This is a genomic window from Nocardia sp. KT25-26 (assembly GCF_056627695.1).
This window is the reverse complement of the sequence record NZ_CM152813.1, coordinates 3,663,255-3,681,246: the sequence shown is the minus strand read 5'-3', so window position 1 is coordinate 3,681,246 and position 17,992 is coordinate 3,663,255. Positions and strand designations below refer to the sequence as shown.

The 17,992-nt window shown below is 71.6% G+C and carries 2 protein-coding genes; one reads left to right on the top strand and one right to left on the bottom strand.

All coding sequences use genetic code 11. From position 1 onward, the window contains the following. The first annotated feature begins 425 nt into the window (after nt 1–425). Nucleotides 426–1,355 carry a phosphatidylinositol mannoside acyltransferase gene (locus AC1HFH_RS16760; RefSeq protein ID WP_480243721.1) on the top strand — a complete coding sequence of 310 codons (930 nt, stop codon included), beginning with the start codon at nt 426–428 and terminating at the stop codon, nt 1,353–1,355. Nucleotides 1,356–1,403: 48 nt separating this feature from the next. Here AC1HFH_RS16760 and AC1HFH_RS16755 read toward each other — a convergent pair whose 3' ends face one another. Then, complete coding sequence (locus AC1HFH_RS16755; protein ID WP_480243720.1) at nt 1,404–17,741, bottom strand: amino acid adenylation domain-containing protein; 16,338 nt, start codon at nt 17,739–17,741, stop codon at nt 1,404–1,406. Nucleotides 17,742–17,992 lie beyond the last annotated feature (251 nt).

Sequence of the window (17,992 nt, the reverse complement as noted above, 5' to 3'; positions counted from 1 at the left end):
CGAGCGGGAAGGTCGGCCCGAGCGCCTTCGTTCCGGCACCGTGATCGACCACGGTAGGCACCGGGCGAGCGGAACCGCCTCACCCGTAGAGGGTGATAACCGGGTCGCCGGCGAGGCGGTCTGCGCTACCGTCGGCACGACCTCCGCGAAGCGATGTAACCGTCGGTCGGCGCGACCTACCGGCAGCCCGGCGGCTGCGGGTCGCGTCGTCGTTCGCCTGTCGGATTTCCCTGATGCGCCGAACAGGAGGACACTTCAGGAATGAATGCTGGAAATCGACCACCGCCGGGCTTGTTCAGTCATCTCGAGGAGCCGCCGGCGGCTCCGGCTTCCGACGAGAATTCCGTGTGTTCCCCGGTGTTCCGCAGCACCGCCTCGGGTGCGGTGATACCGGACGACGCCGCCCCATCGGACGGTGCCGATCAGTGAATCCGTCGGCCCGGGTATCGGACCTCGGCTACGCAGCCGGGTGGCGCCTGGTTCGGACGCTACCGCGGCGATGGGCGGCTGCCATGTTCGATCTGGCAGCCGACCGGGCCGCCCGGGACGGCGGGCCCGACCAGCTGCGCCGCAACCTTGCCCGGGTCCTCGCCGTGCCGCCGGCCGAGGTACCCGACGACCTGATTCGCGCGAGCCTGCGGTCCTATGCCCGCTACTGGTGCGAAGCCTTCCGGCTGCCGGCGATGGACCCGGTGGCGCTGGCCGACACCATCGAATCGTCGGCGACCGGGCTCGACCACATCCATACGGCGGTCCGGAACGGCCGCGGGGCGGTCCTGGCCCTGCCACACAGCGGGAACTGGGATCTGGCGGGTGTCTGGATCGTGCAGCGGGTCGGCACCCCGACCGTGGTGGCCGAGCGGCTGCGGCCGGAATCCCTGTTTCGGCGATTCGTCCGGTTCCGTGAGCAACTGGGGTTCGAGATCCTTCCGCTCACCGGTGGGGCTACGCCGCCGTTCGAGCAGCTGGCCGCCCGGCTCCGCGCGGGCCGGATGGTGGGTCTGCTCGGCGAGCGCGATCTGTCCGGTACCGGAGTGGAGGTCGACTTCTTCGGCGAAACGGCGCGGATGCCGACCGGCGCCGCCCGGCTGGCGATCGAAACCGGCGCACCGCTGCTACCGGTCCAATGCTGGTTCACCCCGGGTGGGTGGGGGTTCCACGTCGGTGGCCCGATCGACACCACCGGTGGCGTGCGGCAGACGACCCAACTCCTCGCCGACCGGTTCGCGGCGGGTATCGCCGCGCATCCGGCCGACTGGCACATGCTGCAACGGTTGTGGATCGCGGACTTACCGGCAGCCCAGGAACAGCCGGGAGGCCCCGCCGGAGATTCGGCCCCGCACCCACCACGATGAGCTCGCGGGCTGGACGCGGCGCTCCGGCTACCGGTGGCGAGGCCGCGGTCAGCGAGCCGGGTGGACCTTCGGCGACAGGTACTCCCGCAGTGCCCGGGCAATCACCGTCAGGGCGGCCGGATCGGTCATCTTCCAATGGGTCGCCGGCACGGCGTGCTCGTGGATCGCGCCCGTGACGAACTCCGCCCAGGACGCCGCTCCGGCCGAATCGCCGGTGTCGTCCTGCGCCGCGGTGAAATAGACGATATCGCCGTCGAACGGTCGCGGCCGGTGGGCCGCGGCACGTTCGGCGGATTCCACGGCAGCGTCGATGATGCGCTCGACGCGGACGTCGTCGATCGCCCCCAGCGGCGTGGCCGGCTCGCACAGCGTCCTGGCGAGCCGGGACGTATCGGCCACCACGTCCTCCAGGTCGGCCGAGGCGTGCTCCCCGAGGCCGCCGAGCAGATCGGCGACGGTGGCCGAGGTACCGGTGGGCCCGGCCACGACGGCGGTCGACCGGCTGTCCAGCAGGGCCAGCAGCGCCACGTCCTCGCCCTCGTCCCGGAGGTGTACCGCCATGGCATGGGCGAGCACGCCGCCCAGCGACCAGCCGAGCAGGTGGTACGGACCCTCCGGCTGGACCTCGCGGATCTGTTTCACATATCGCCGCGCCCACTCCTCGATCGACTCCGGCAGTGGTTCGTCGGAACTCAGCGCCGGTGACTGCAGGCCGTAGAGGGGACGGTCGGGGTCCAGGTGCGCGGCGAGACCGCTGAACGACCAGGCGATACCGCTGATCGGGTGCACACAGAACAGTGGTTCGCCCGTCCCCGCCGTGCGCAGCGGAAGCAGGACGTCGAACGCTGCCGCCGCACCGGTGGTGTCGGCACCCAGGGCCGTCGCGATTCCGGCGGGCGTGGGGGAGGTGAAGATCCGGGCGACCGGCACCGGTATCCCGATCTGCTCGCCGAGCCGGGCCGCGAGCCGGGTGGCGCCGAGGCTGGTGCCGCCGAGTTCGAAGAAGTGGTCGTCCAGACCGACCCGCTCCCGGCACAGCACCGAACCGAACACCGCGCACACCGCCTGTTCCAGGGCGGTGCCGGGGGCCCGGTAGGTGCGGGCGGTGAGCTCCGGTGCGGGCAGGGCAGTCCGGTCGACCTTGCCGACCACGGTGCGGGGCATCCGGTCGAGCACCATGACGGTGGTCGGCACCATATGCGACGGCAGGTGGTGCGCAGCCCAGTCGAGCAGGGCCCGGGTATCGATGCTGCGGCCCTGCTCCGCAACCACATACGACACCAGGACCGTTGCCCCGGAACGCAGTTCGTGTCCGGCGGTGACGGCGATTCGCACATCGTCGTGCCCGGCCAGCACCGCATCGATCTCCTCGAGTTCGATCCGGAAGCCCCGGATCTTCATCTGGAAGTCGATGCGGCCGCGGTAGTCCAGTTCGCCGTCGGCAGTCCAGGCCGCCATATCGCCGGTGCGGTACAGGCGGGTACCCGGGGTGAACGGATTGGCCACGAAACGTTCGGCGGTGAGGTCGGGCCGGCCGAGATATCCGGTGGCCAGCTGCGATCCGGCCAGGTACAGCTCGCCGGGAACTCCGGTCGGCACCGGGCGCAGCCGGGAATCCAGCACGTAGACCCGGGTGTTGCGGATCGGCCGGCCGATCGGCACCGTTCCTGCGTGATCGGGCGGTCCCACCGGGTGGCTGGTGACCGAAACCGCCGCCTCGGTGGGCCCGTACACGTTGAACAGTGCTGTGCCGGGCGCCGACACCTCGAACCGGCGCGTGAGTGCCGCGGGCAGCGTCTCGCCGATCGCCAGTACCCGGCGCACCGAGGCCGGTAGCCGGCGGTGCAGCAGGGCATCGAGCATCGACGGCACCACGTGCAGCGTCGTCACCCCTTCCCGGCGCAGGACGGTGTCGAGATAGTCGGGGTCGCGGTGCCCCTCGGGGGCGGCGATCACCAGGCGGCCGCCGCACACCGCGGTGGACCAGAACTCCCACACCGACAGATCGAAGGTCGCCGCCGTCTTCAACAGCACGACCTCGTCGCCGGTGAGACCGAATTCCCGGGTCTTCCAGAGCAACTGGTTGACCACGGCGGCATGCGGCACCGCCACCCCCTTCGGGCGGCCCGTCGAACCGGAGGTGAAGATCACGTACGCCGTGTTCCCGGCCCGCAGCGGCGCGGTGCGGTCCCGGTCGGTGATCGGATCGGCATCGAAGCCGGTCAGGTCGAGGTCATCGACCGGCACCGTCCGGTGGCCGTCGGACCGGAATCCGGCTTCGGTGTCGGTGTCGGTGAGCACCAGTAGCGGTGCCGCCGTGTCGAGAATGTACCGGGATCGCGGTGCCGGTTGATCGGGGTCGATCGGTACATACGCTGCACCGGACGCGGCGACGGCGTACATGGCGGTTACCAGGTTGGCCGAGCGGCGCATGGCCAGCGCAACCCGCAGTTCCGGTCCTGCACCCGCAGCGATCAGATAGCGGGCGAGCCGGTTCACCCGCGCGCCGAGTTCGGCATACGTCCAGTCGACCCCGTCTCCGGTCAGGGCAGCCGAATGGGGTGCCGCAGCGACGGTTGCCGTCAGCAATGCGGGCAGGGTGGTGCCCGGATCGACGGGATGCGCCGTATCGTTCCACGATTCCAGGATCTGCCGCCGCTCGGCCGGTTCGAGCAGGTCGATGCGGTGGATCGGGGCCTGCGGGTCGGCGGCCACGGACGCCAGGACCCGGGCGAACCGGTCCAGGAAGCCGCGGACGGTGTCGGCGTCGAACAGGTCGGTGGCGAAGGTGCAGTGACCGCCGAAACCCGCGGGAGTGTTGTCGGCGTCGTAGCGGTCGGCCAGGATCAGATGCAGATCGAACTGCGACAGTTCCTGGTCCGCCGCCACGGATTCCACCGCGACACCGGGCAGTTCCATCCGGACCTCGGTGAGGTTCTGGAACGACAGGCCCACTTGGAAGAGCGGATGGCGTGCCGTCGAACGGGCCGGGGCGAGCACCTCGACCAGCCGCTCGAACGGGACGTCGGCGTGGGCGAAGGCCGCGAGGTCGATATCACGCTGCCGGCAGAGCAATTCGTCGAACGTCGCATCGCCGTCGACGCGGGTCCGGAACACGAGGGTGTTGACGAACATGCCGATCAGGTCGTCGAGTACCGCCTCACCGCGACCCGCTACCGGGGTGCCGATGGCGATGTCGTCGGTACCGGACAGGCCGGACAGCAGGACGGCCAGCGCGGTGTGCACGGTCATGAACAGCGTCGCACCATGGGCGCGGGACAGCCGGAGCAGGGCGGCATGGGTGTCGGCGTCGACGGTGAACGGCACGCGGCCACCGGCGTAGGACTGGATCGCCGGCCGCGGCCGGTCCCGCGGCAGGTCGAGCTGATCGGGCAGCCCGGCAAGCGCCGCACGCCAGTAGCCGATCTGCTCGGCCGCCACCGATCCGGTGTCGGACTCGTCGCCCAGCAGCGCCTGCTGCCACACCGCGTAGTCGGCATACTGCACCGGCAGCGGCTCCCAGGCCGGTGCGTGGCCGCGCCGCCGGGCCAGGTAGGCGCCCGCGAGATCGCGGGTGAGTGGTGCGCCGGAGAACCCGTCTCCGGCGATGTGGTGCACGCTCATCCCCAGCACGAACTCCTGCGGACCGGTGCGGAACAGTGTGGCGCGCAGCGGCACCTGCATCGTGACGTCGAATACGCCGGAGAGTAGCTGCGAGACCGCGGATTCCGCGCCGGCACCGTCGGCGACGGTCAACTCCGGCAGGCCGGGGTGCCCGACGGGCAGGACCACCTGGACAGGGGAGTGATCGGCCATCGGATAGATCGTGCGCAGGATCTCGTGTCTGCCGACGACGTCCGCGAACGCCTGTTGCAAGGCGCCGACGTCCAGGGCTCCGGTCAACCGCAGGACGACCGGGATGTTGTAGGCGGCGGTATGTGTGTCGAACCGGTTGAGGAACCACATGCGCTGCTGCGCCGGAGACAGCGGGATCCGGTCCGGCCGGGGTCCGGCGACCAGTGCGGGCCGCCGTCCGGCGTGGGCGAGGCGGGTGATCTCGGTGGCGATCCCGGCGACGGTGGGCGCGGTGAAGAGCACCCGGACGGGCACCCGGACCTCGAATGCCGCCCCGAGCCGGGCCGTGACCCGGGTGGCGAGCAGCGAGTTACCGCCCCGCTCGAAGAAATCGTCGTCGGCGCCGACCCGTTCGGCGCCGAGCACCTCCGCGAACACGGCGGCGACCGCCGCCTCCGTCTCGGTCGACGGCGGACGGTAGCCGCGGGCCCGGAACACCGGATCGGGCAGCGCGGACCGGTCGAGCTTGCCGGCCGGGGACAGCGGGAGGCGATCGAGCACCATGATCGCCGCCGGAACCAGATGGGTGGGCAGCATCGTCGCCGCCCAGCGGGTCAGGGTCGCCGGATCGAGATCCCGGCCGGTCACATACGACACCAGCACCGATGCACCGGCCGGGTTCTCCCGTCCCACCGTCACGGCGGAATGCACCTGCGGGTGGCGGGTGAGTGCGGCATCGACCTCGCCCGGATCGATCCGGAATCCGCGGATCTTGAGCTGGAAATCGGTGCGGCCCGAGTACTCGAGCTCGTGGTCGGTCCCGGCCGGGGTCCACCGGACCAGGTCGCCCGTGCGATACATGCGTGCTCCCGGCGGCCCCCAGGGGTTCGCGACGAATCGGCCCGCGGTCGCCGAACCCGCCCCGTGGTAGCCGCGCGCCAGCGCGGGTCCGGACAGATACAGTTCGCCGACGGCACCGATGGGTACCGGATGCAGGCGCCGGTCCAGAACCATTGCGCGCATGCCGGGGACCGGCCGGCCGATGGTGATCGGCCCGCCGGCGCACAGCGGCGCGTAGGTGGCGCCGATGGTCGTCTCGGTCGGGCCGTAGCCGTTCAGGAAGCGCCGTCCGGGCTGCCAGGCCGCCAGGAGCTCGGCCGGGACGGCCTCACCACCGGCCGAGACGCAGCCGAGGCCGGGGAGGCGAGCCGGTTCGAGGGTGTCCAGCAGCGCCGGTGTGATGATCGTGTGCGTGACGCGTTCGGCGCGCATCAGTTCGGTCAGGTCGGTGCCGCCGACCGTCGCAGGCGGGGCGATCACCAGCGTGGCGCCGCGGTGGAACGCCGTGGTGATCTCCTCGATCGACTGGTCGAAGCTCGGCGAGCAGACGTGCAGCATCCGGTGGTCCTGGTGCAGGCCCAGCAGGCGTGCCGAGTGGGTGACCAGGGCGCCCAGACCGGTATGGCGCACCACCACGCCCTTGGGCCGGCCGGTGGAGCCGGAGGTGTAGATCAGGTAGGCGGCATGTTCCGGATCGAGCGGGGTGCGCCGGTCGATATCGCGCACCGCGGTCGAGGCCGCCCCGGCGATGCGGGACTGCACCGCCGAATCGTCGAGATCCAGCCGCGTCACCGAATCCGGTAGCGGTACTGCCGGATCGGCGACGGTGATACCGATCCGGGCGCCCGAGTCGGTGAGCACATGCCGGATACGGTCCGCCGGATAGGTGGGGTCGACCGGCAGGAAGACGCCACCGGCCTTCGCGGTCGCCCACAGGGCCAGCACGGAGCGATAGGACCGCGGAACCGCCGAGGCGACGACGACCTCCGGTCCGGCACCGGCCGCGATGAGTACCCGCGCCAATCGTGAGGACTCGGCGTCCAGTTCGCCGTAGCCGACGGTGCGGTGCCCGTCGCGCACCGCAACCCGGCCGTGCCCGAACCCGATTCCACGCGTGAGGATGTCGGGCAGCAGGCGAGTCGATATCGGCGGCCCGCCGTCGCCGAGCTCGGTGAGCAGGGTCTCCTCCGCCCGGCTCGTCACCGGCAGATCGCCACACGGGGTCTCCGGCCGCGCCGCGACGGCGCCGAGTAGCGCGATCAACCGCCGGGCGAAGACGTCGGCGGATTCGTCGTCGAATATCGTCCGGCTGTAGGACATCTCGACGACGGATCCGAGGTCGCCGGGTGCGCTGACGGTGAGCACCAGATCGGTGTCCGGGACCCCGGCGTCACCGAACGCCAAGCCGACTCGAGTGAGAGTCTGCGTCGGCACGCCGACCAGGCCGGCGAGTTCGGCGAGGGAAATGCCGGCGTGGGCACGGCTCAGGGCCTCGTCGTTCTGGGCCGCGGTGCAGACCGTACGGAACGGTGTGGCGGCATCCCACCGGGTCCGCAGCACCAGCGGTTCATCCGGCGCCTCGGGGGTCGCGGTCGTGATGGTGATATCGGTGGTGCCGCCGAGCCGCCCGAGCAGCACGGCGAGGGCAGTGCGCAGCACCGCGGCTCGGCTCGCGGCCCCGGTGATACCGCGCTCGACCGCTGCTGGGATCCGGAACCGGGTGTGCCCGCGCGTCGCGTTGTCCGCGCCGCGGCCGGCCCCGGCGGCGGGCAGGTCGAGTTCCCCGGGCAGCCCGTTGAGCGCCCGCCGCCAGTACCGGGAGCGGGTGAGCGGATCGGTGGCCACGTCGTCGAACCGCGCCGTCATGGCGCCCACCGTCGCGGCGCCGGCTGCGGTGGGCAGGTCGGCGAGAACGGTGCGCAGGCGATCGGTCACGGCCTGTGCGGTGGCCGCGGCGACGAGGTCGCGCCGGTACTTGACCTGCACCTGGGTGGTGGCGCCGGTGAACACGAGAACGGTGATCGGGTAGTGGGTGTGGTCGGCGCCGCGCACGCCGTCCACCTGCAGCCCTTCCAGCGCGCCACCGGCCGCGCGCAGCCCGTCCGCGTCGACGGGGTAGGACTCGAACACGAGCAGGGTGTCGAACAGCTCGCCCAGCCCGGCCGCGCGCTGAATCGCGCCGAGGCCCAGATGGTGGTGGTCGAGTACCGAGGCCTGCTGGATCTGCACCGCGTCGAGCAGTTCGGCGACGGTACCGGCCCGGTCCGCCCGGAGCCGGACCGGCACTGTATCGACGAAGAGACCGATCATGTCGGCGACGCCGTCGAGTTCTGGCGGGCGGCCCGAGACGGTGGCGCCGAACACGACATCGTCCCGGCCGGTGGCACCGGCCAGCACCAGGCCCCAGGCCACCTGGAACACCGTGTTCACGGTCACTGCGGACCGTTCCGCGAACTCGGCCAGCTCGGCGGTGCGGTCGGCGGGGAGTTCGAACTCGCGCAGGTCGAAGCCCACGCCGGTGGCGGGCGGCCAGGTGAGTTCCGGTGCCAGCATCGTGGGCGTGACCCCGGCCAGCACCTCGGACCAGGCCAGTTCGGCGGCCGCCCGATCCCGGCGGGACAGCCAGTCGAGATAGTCACGGTACGGCCGGATCCGGGGCAGCGGCGTGGCGTCGCCGCCCGTTGCGTAGAGAACCAGCAGCTCCTTCATGAGCAGCGGCATCGACCAGCCGTCCAGCAGGATGTGATGCCCGGTCAGGGCCAGATGGCTGCGACCGTCGGCGCGGACGTAGACCGTGAACCGCAGCAGCGGAGCGACCGCCGGGTCGAATCCGGCCCGCTGATCGGCCGCCAGCAGTCCGGGCAGCTCGTCGTCGGCGACACCGGTCACCAACCGGCAGGCCGCCGTCACGCCTTCGGCCACCACCTGCACCGGGTTACCGTCCGCGGTGGTGACGAAGGCGGCGCGCAGATTGGCGTGCCGGGCGAGCAGGGTGGCCGCGGCACTGCGCAGCCGGTCCATCTCGGGAGCCGCAGTGAGGTCGGCGACCAGCTGGATGACGTAGGCAGGCACCGATTCGTCCAGCATCTCGCCGAGCGCGAGCAGGGAATGCTGCAGCGGCGACAGGGGCAGCACATCCGACAGCCCCGGACAGCGGCGCTGCCAGGTGTCGAGCTCGGCCTGGGTGACCCGGACCAGCGCCACATCGGACGGCGTGAGCGCACCGGCGTCGGGCTGCCGGGCGTGCGCGGCGAGGCCGGTCAGTGCGGTGATCCACTCCGAGGCCAGTTCCTCGACCGCTTCGGTATCCAGAACCCCTGTGACATAACAGAAATCGGCTCGCAGTTGCGGACCGGACGCGGTGTCGACGGTGATGGCATTGATGTCGAGCACCGCGTGTGCGGGGCGGGTGGAGTCGTGGGTGATGTCGATCGCACCGAGATCGTCGGTGGGCAGCCACGCTGCGTCGGCAGCGGGATCGCCGGCGCTACCGGTGCCGGCGCGGCCGAGGTAGTTGAACCCGATCTGTCCGGTGTCACCGGACAACGCGGCGGCCGTGGCGGGATTCGCATACCGCAACAGTCCGAAGCCGACGCCGTGGTCGGGCGCAGCGAGGAGTTGTTCCTTCACCACCTTGATCGCGGCCGGTGCCGAATCCGGTCCTTCGGCCGGCACTCCGGTGAGATCGAGCAGGACCGGGTGCACACTGGTGAACCAGCCGACGGTCCGGGTCAGATCGGCCCCGGGCAGGACGCCGTCGGCACGTCCGTGACTTTCGACCCGCACCCGGAGCGTGTCGGAATGCACCCCGCGGCGGATGCGCCAGCGGCGGACCGCGAGGGCGAGAGCGGCCAGCAGCCCGTGGTCCGGTCCGGTCCGGTAGCCGGACGGCAGCGTCGTCAGCAGCGGCCCGGTGACGTCGGTGGGGACCGTCACGGTGAGCGAACGCAGGGTGGCTGCGGTGTCGCGGGCCGGATCGAGCCGCCGGGTACCGAGCACCGGATCCGGTGCGGCGAGAACCTGTTGCCAGTACTCGATTTCACGCACCCGTTCGGGCCGTGCGGCCGCTTCGGCGAGGCCGTGCGCCCAGCGGCGGAACGACGTCCCGACCGCGGGCAGGACGATCTCGGCGTCGTCGGGGTACCGAGCCCAGGCGGCGGCCAGGTCCGGCAGCAGGATGCGCCAGGACACGCCGTCGACGGCGTAGTGGTGGACCGCTACCGCGAGAACGTCCCGGGCTCCGGTCCGCCGGACCCAGGTGGCGGCGATCATCCGGGCCGCCGCGGGGTCGAGCGCGGACAGCGCGGCGTCCATCGCGGCGCTACCGATCCGGGTCAGCTCGGACCCCGTGGCAACGCCGGCATCGACATCGGACAGCAGCGCTGCCGAGGTGACCGCGTCATCGGGCAGCACCTCGAATCGCCAGTCGGTGCCGTCGCGGCGGAGCCGGGACCGCAGCATGTCGTGCCGGCGGAGGACGGCATCGAAGACAGTGGTCAGCCCGGTCCGATCGATCCCCTCGGGCAGGGCCAGCACCATCGTCTGCGCGAACCGGTCGCTCGATCCGTGCACCAGGAATTCGGCCAGCACCGGGGTCAGTGGCAGCTCACCGGTTCCGCCGCCGGGCAGTTCGGCCACCGCGGTCTCGGCGGCGGTGTCGACGGTAGCGACCCGGGCGAGCTGCTCGACCGTCCGCTGTTCGAAGACGTCCCGGGTGGTGAATACGACACCGGCGGAGCGGGCGAGGGAAACCAGCTGGATCGACAGGATGCTGTCGCCGCCGAGTGCGAAGAACGAATCGTGCGCACCGGCCGACGGGAGCCCCAGCACCCGGGCGAACAGGTCCGCCAGGCGTTCTTCCATCGCGCCCCGTGGCGGCCGGGTGTCCGTGGTTTCGGTGGCCGGTTCCGGGAGTGCCGCGCGGTCGACCTTGCCGTTGGTGGTCAGCGGCAGTGCGTCGAGCACCACGACCGCGGCCGGTACCGATTGCGGGGGCAGGCGGTCGGCGAGATGTTCGCGCAGGGCAGCCGGGTCCGGCGGGTGGCCCGGTTCGGCGACCACATAGGAGACCAGCCGGACCGCCCCCGCAGCGGATCGCCGCCCCACCGTTACCGCGGTGGCGATATCGGGGCGGCGGGTCAGGGCGGCATCGACCTCGCCGGGCTCGATCCGGAATCCGCGCACCTTCAACTGGGTGTCGGCGCGGCCGACGTACTCGAGGGCCCAGCCCGGGGCACCGGCGGTGGCCCGCCGCCGGACCAGGTCTCCCGTCCGGTACAGCCGCGCACCCGGCTCGCCCCAGGGATCGGCGACGAATCGGACGGCGGTGGTGGCCGGTTGGTTCCGGTAGCCGCGTGCCAGCCCGCGGCCCGTCAGATACAGCTCACCCGTGACGCCGGGTGGCACCGGGTGCAGCCGGGCATCCAGGATCAGCGCATGGGTGTCCCGGATCGGGCTGCCGATCGAGATGCGTTCCCCGGCCGTCAGTTCGGCGAAGGTGGAGATGATCGTGGTCTCGGTCGGGCCGTAGCCGTTGAGGTAGCGACGTCCGGGTTGCCAGGCGGCGGTCAGTTCCGGGGTGCTCGCATCGCCGCCCGCCGACACCAGTTCCAGAGCGTGTGCCGCGGCCGGGTCGAGCGTGCCGAGCACGGCCGGGGTGATGATGGTGTGGGTGACCGCCTCGGCGGTGAGCAGATCGGTGAGTTCGGTACCGCCGGATATCTCGGACGGCACGATCACCAGTGCGGCACCGGTCGAAAATGCGCACAGCCACTCCAGGACCGACGGGTCGAAACACGGCGAACAGATGTGCAGGAACCGGTGGTCCGCCGTCAACCGGTACCGGTGCACCGCCTCCGCCAGCAGCGGCCCCAGCCCGGCGTGCGTCACGACGACGCCCTTGGGGATCCCGGTGGACCCGGAGGTGTAGATCAGGTAGGCGGGATGCTGTGGCCGCAGCGGCGCCACCCGCTCGGCGTCGCCGATCGGGGCGGCCGCCTGCCTCGCGCACCACTGCTCGGTGGCGGGGTCGTCGAGGACCAGCCAGTCGATTCCTGCGGGAAGCCGGTCCCGGTGTGTGGTGCTCGTGATCCCCAGCACAGCACCGGAATCGGCGGTCAGGTGCGCCAGTCGTTCGGCGGGATACCCGGGATCCATCGGGACGTACACACCGCCGGCCTTCGCCACCGCGAGCGCAGCGACAACCATCTCCGCGGATCGCGGGAACGCCACCGCCACCGCCACTTCGGGACCGATCCCGCGGTCGATGAGGATTCGGGCCAGCCGGGTGGTGCGCTCGTCCAGTTCGTCGTAGCCGATCGACCGGCCCCGGTACCGGATGGCTGTCCGGCGTGGGTCACCGGCGAGGCCGCGGCCGAACAGATCCGGCAGCAGCACCACGGGGGAATCGGGTGCCACCGGCCGGGCGAGCAGAGCCGCGCGTTCCCCGGCGCCGAGCAGGTCCAGATCGGCGATCGCTGCGCCCGGACGATCGGTGGCGGCGACCAGCAGTCGTTGCAGTCGCTCGGCGAAGCCGGCCACCGTTGCTCGGTCGAAAAGGCGAGCGGGATAGTTTAGTTCGGCCGCGACAACACCGGAGGCCGGTTCCCGGACCCGGAGTGCGAGGTCGACATCGGTGAGGTCGTGCGGTGTTTCATCGGTGAGCAGCGCGATACGGATGGGGTGGCGCCGGTCCTCGTCTGCGGTGAGGTCTGCGGATGTCACGGCGTACGGCGTCGCTGCCTGCCGGACGGCCGCCACTGTCTCGGCCAGCAGATCATCGAACGTCGCGCCGGCGGGTACCGGTAGCCGTAGGACGGCGAGTTCCGCGCGATGCTGCGGACCGTCGAGCACGGTGGTGGATTCGCAGGGATGCGAGGCCCCGATCACGATGTCGTCGGCTCCCGACAGCCGGGCCGACAGCGCCGCTAACGCGGCATGCAGTACGACCAGGGGCGTGGTGCGCCGGTCGTGTGCCAGGGTGCGGATCGCCTCGTGCAGCAGTGCCGGCAGTTCGAAGCCGATTCGTGCATCGGGGTGCAGTGGGCCGGCGGGCCGTGGCCGGTCCGCCGGCAGATCCGGAGCGTCCGGAAGGTGCGCGAGCCCTCGGCGCCGATAGGCGATTGCGGAGAGGTCGCCGGATCGGAACTCCGGGGAGCGGCGGAGCTCGACCACCGGCCGCTCGGGGGTGTGTACCAGGGCGTCGAGCACCGCCCGGAACCGCTCGGTGAGCGCCGTCGCCACGGCCGCGCCGACCGTGTCGCGCCGGTACTGCAGGCCGACCCGGATGCCCCGGCCCATCTCGACGCCGACGGCGATCGGGTAGTGGGTGAGATTGTGTGCCCGGATATTCGTGATGGTCAGCCCGTCGATCGCGTCCCGGGAGCGGCGCAGCCCCTCCGTGTCGACCGGATAGGACTCGTAGGCGAGCAGCGTGTCGAACAGTTCGGCGGTGCCGGCCGCCCGCTGGATATCGGCGAGACCGAGATGATGACCGCCCAGCAGCGCGACCTGTTCGGCCTGCAGGCGCACCGACAGGTCCCGCACCGGCGTGGCGGCGTCGAAGCGTACCCGGATCGGAACCGTGTTCGCGAACAGGCCCACCATCGCATCGACGCCGTCCAGTTCCGGCGGCCGACCGGACACCACCGCGCCGAAGACCACATCGTCGTGTCCCGTGGCGTCGGCCAGAACGATGCCCCAGGCTGCCTGGAACAGGGTGTTGACGGTGATCTCGGAGGCGGCGGCTCGGTCGGTGAGCGCCGTCGCCTCGGCCGTCGACAGCACGAACTCACAGGTGCCGTGCCCGGTTGCCGAAGCCTCGGGCCGCGGCAGATCGACGGCGAGCAGGGTCGGGGTGTGCCCGGCCAGTGCCGTTCGCCAGCCGTCCAGGGCCGCGGTCCGGTCCCGGCCGGCCAGCCAGGCGAGGTAGTCCCGATACGGGCGGACCCGCGGCAGGGTCGCCGTTGCACCGGCATAGGCCACCAGCAGGTCCCGCATCAGCAGCGGCATCGACCACCCGTCGACCACGAGATGGTGGGCGGTCACCACCAGGTGGGCATTGCCGGTCGCGTGACGGTACAGGGTGAACCGCACCAGCGGAGCTGCCGCCGGGTCGAAGGGGTGGTGTTGCTCGGCGGCGAGGAGTGCGTCCGGGGCGCCGGCTGCGGCGTCGACGGTCCGCCACGGTACGGCTGCGTGCTCGAGCACGAACTGCACGGGAGCCCCGGTGGCGGTCAATCGAAAACCGGTACGCAGGATGGCATGCCGGTCGACCACGGCCTGCGCGGCGCCGCGGAGCCGGTCGGCGTCGACCACCCCGCTCAGTTCGACGGCCAGCTGCACCAGGTACGGGTCCGACGGCGCCGCCTCCGCCAGGAACAGCAGACCGAGCTGCAGCGGAGCCGGAGGCAGCACGTCGACGAGCCCGGGGTGTTCCCGGTGCCACCGGTCCAGTTCCGGCTGCGTCACCTCGACCAGCGGCACGTCGGCCGGGGTCAGCCCGCCGGCCTCCGGCTCCCCGGCATGGGTGGCGAGCACCGCGAGGGCCGCGGTCCAGCAGTCGGCCAGCTCCTCGACCGCGCCCGCGTCGAGCAGGCCGGTGGGATAGGAGAAGGAAACCCGCAGCTGCACTCCGGCGCCGGTCGAGGTGGCGAGCGCATTGATGTCCACGGTGGCGGCGGCGGGCTGGTCCGCGTCCGGGCGCGCCACCGGATCGCCCCAGTCGGCGGTAGGTAACCAGCTGCCGTCGGCGAATGCGTCGGGGATATCGCTTGCGGCGACCCGGCCCAGATAGTTGAAGCCGATCTCGCCGAGCGCTCCGGTGAGCGTGTCCGCGGAATCGGGGTCCAGATGCCGCAGCATGCCGAACCCGATGCCTTTGTGCGGCACCGCGATCAGCTGCTCCTTGACCGTCTTGAGCAGCGCCGCGGTCGGCGTGCCGCCGTGCCAGGCCGCGTCGGTGTCCAGGCCGGTCAGATCGAGGGCGACCGGGTACATGCTGGTGAACCAGCCGACGGTGCGCGTCAGGTCCGCGCCCGGTACCGCGGTGGCCTCCCGGCCGTGACCCTCCAGCCGGACCCGGGTGGTCGTCGCGGTCACGCCACGCCGGGAACGCCAGGTGTGGACGGCGAGTGCCAGCGCAGCGAGGAGACCGTCCTCGGCGCCGGTCCGGTATCGGGCGGGCAGCTCGGTGAGTATCGCCCGGGTGGTATCGGCCGGGAGCGTGACGGTATGGGTTCGCACCGATGCGGCCGTATCCAGCATCGGGTCCAGGGCGCGAGCGCCCAGTGGTGGGTCGGGCGTCGCGAGGGTCCGGCGCCAATGATCGAGTTCGGCACGCCGGGCGGGCGCCGCTTCCACCAGACCGTGCGCCCACCGGCGGAAGGAGGTGCCCACGGCCGGCAGCGTGATCGGCCGGCCGGCGCTGTGCTGAGCCCACGCGGCGACCAGGTCCGACAGCAGAATTCGCCACGAGACCCCGTCTATGACCGCATGGTGGGCCGCCACGATCAGGGCGTCCGCACCGTCCGCTCGGACCAGCCGGACGAAGGCGATCATGCGGGTGGCCTGCGGGTCGAGCGCATCGAGCGCGGCATCCATGGCCTGCTGTGCTGCGTGCCGCCGATCGTCCGTTCCGGCGGTCGCGGGGATTTCGGTACAGGTCAGCAGATCGTCGACAGCGACCTCGCCGGGTGGCAGCACCCGCAGGCGCGGGTCGTCGCCGGCCCACTCCAGGCGGGCGCGCAGCATGTCGTGGTGGTCGAGAATCGCTGTGAGGATCTCGATCAAGGCGGCGTTGTCGATGCCCGGCGGCAGGGCCAGCACCAGCTGCTGGGAGAACCGGCCGAAGACCCGTCCATCCGCGAAATGCGCGGCCGACACCGGGGTCAACGGCAGCTCGCCGACACCGCCGCCGGGAAGTTCGGGCAGCGCCGGTGTCTCGGTGCCGGTCACCGCGACCCGGGCCAGACCGGCGACGGTGCGGTGCTCGAACACATCCTGCGGAGTGAAGGCGATACCGGCCTCACGCGCCCGCGACACCAGTTGCAGCGAGAGAATACTGTCGCCGCCGGAGGCGAAGAACGAATCCTCCGCGCCCACCGAAGTCATGCCCAGCAGCTGCGCGAACAACTCCGCGATCGCCGTCTCCAGGGCCCCTTCGGGGGCGCGGGATGCGGCCTCGAACACCGGGGCGGGCAGCGCGGCCCGATCCAGTTTGCCGTTGGGCGTCAGCGGGATCTCGTCCAGTGGCACCACGACCGAGGGCACCATGTGTGCGGGCAGCGTCTCGGTGACGAACCGGATCAGCTCGGCCGTGTCGACCGTGACTCCGGACCGGGGCAGCACGTACGACACCAGCTGGGTGGCTCCGGAGGCAGCGGCGCGGCCCAGCGTCACCGTGTACTCGACGTCCGGGTGCGCGGTCAGCGCGGCATCGATCTCGCCGAGTTCGATCCGGAACCCGCGCACCTTCACCTGGAAATCGGTGCGCCCGACGTATTCGAAGTCGCCCGTCGGCAGGCGCCGGACCAGGTCCCCGGTCCGATACATCCGTGCCCCGGCCGGGCCGCCGGCGAACGGGGAGGCGACGAACCGTTCCGCAGTCAGCCCGGGCCGACCCAGATAACCCTGCGCGAGTGCCGGGCCGGACAGGTACAGCTCACCTGTCACCCCCGCCGGGACCGGCCGCAGCTGCGGATCCAGCGCAACCGCGCCGACGCCGGGAAATGCCGTGCCGATGGTTATGGGTGCATCGGGGGCCAGCGGGGCGCTGCCGGTGGCGAGGATGGTGGCCTCGGTCGGGCCGTAGCCGTTGTGGAAGGCGCGGCCGCCGCCGGCCCATCGGGCGACCAGGGCCGGCCCGAACGCGTCGCCGGCGACCACGATCGTCCGCAGGGTGTCCAGGCCTCGGGGGTCGACGGATTCCAGCGCGGTAGGCGTGATCAGCAGATGGGTGACCTGCTCCCGGTGCAGCAGTTCGGCGAGCTGCGGTCCGCCGAAGACCGTCGGGGGCGACACCACCAGGGTGGCGCCGGAACCGAAGGCCAGCAGCAGTTCGAGGACCGAGACGTCGAAGCTCGGCGAACAGACGTGCAGCACCCGCGCGTCCGCGCCCACCCGGTACCGGTCCCGGGCCGCCGCAACCAGTGCGGCGAGACCCGAGTGGGTGACGACGACGCCCTTGGGCCGGCCGGTCGACCCGGAGGTGTAGATGAGGTAGGCCGGATGCTGCTCGGTCAGGGGCCGCACCCGGTCGAGGTAGGTGACCGGGTGGGCCGGGTGGGCTGCGATCCGGCCGCAGTGCGGGGCGGCGTCGACGGCCAGCCACTCCAGGTCGGTGCCGAGTGCGGGCAGGTGTGCGGAGCAGGTGAGCCCGAGCCCGGCCCCGGAGTCGGCGACGAGATAGGCGAGGCGGTCGCCGGGCAGGCCCGGATCGATCGGAACGAACGCCGCCCCGGTCTTGGCGACCGCCCACACCGCCAGTACCGATTCGGCCGAGCGGGTGAATCCGAGGGCGACCACATCGCCGGGCCCGATCCCGCGCTGCAGCAGCTCCCGGGCCAGCCGCGACGAGCGTTCGTCCAGCTCGGTGTAGGTCAGTTCGCGCCGTTCTCCGGCGCCGCCCGCGGGGTGTACGAGGGCGGTCGATGCGCCGCGGTCCTCGACCGCCGCGGTCAGGAGCTGGACGAAGTGTGGTGCTCCCGCCCTGCGGCGGCGCCGGGCCCGTGCTGCTCGACGAACGTCATCCATCCGAGTACTTCATCCTTCTGCTCACTCGACCCGCGACGCGTCACGACCCATGGATCCGGCCGTACTGCGCCTACCGGCGTCGAACGAACAAGAAGAGCCGATGTCGGGGACATCCGGCGAACATGAGACCACAGTTCGCGCCGCTCCGGGCAAGTGACCATCCCGCTTCTGGCGGGTGCGTGGCGCTCCCGATCGGGATTTGTGTCGAATTACAAACAGACCGGGGGTTTCTCGGAAGTTCTCCAGTGCTT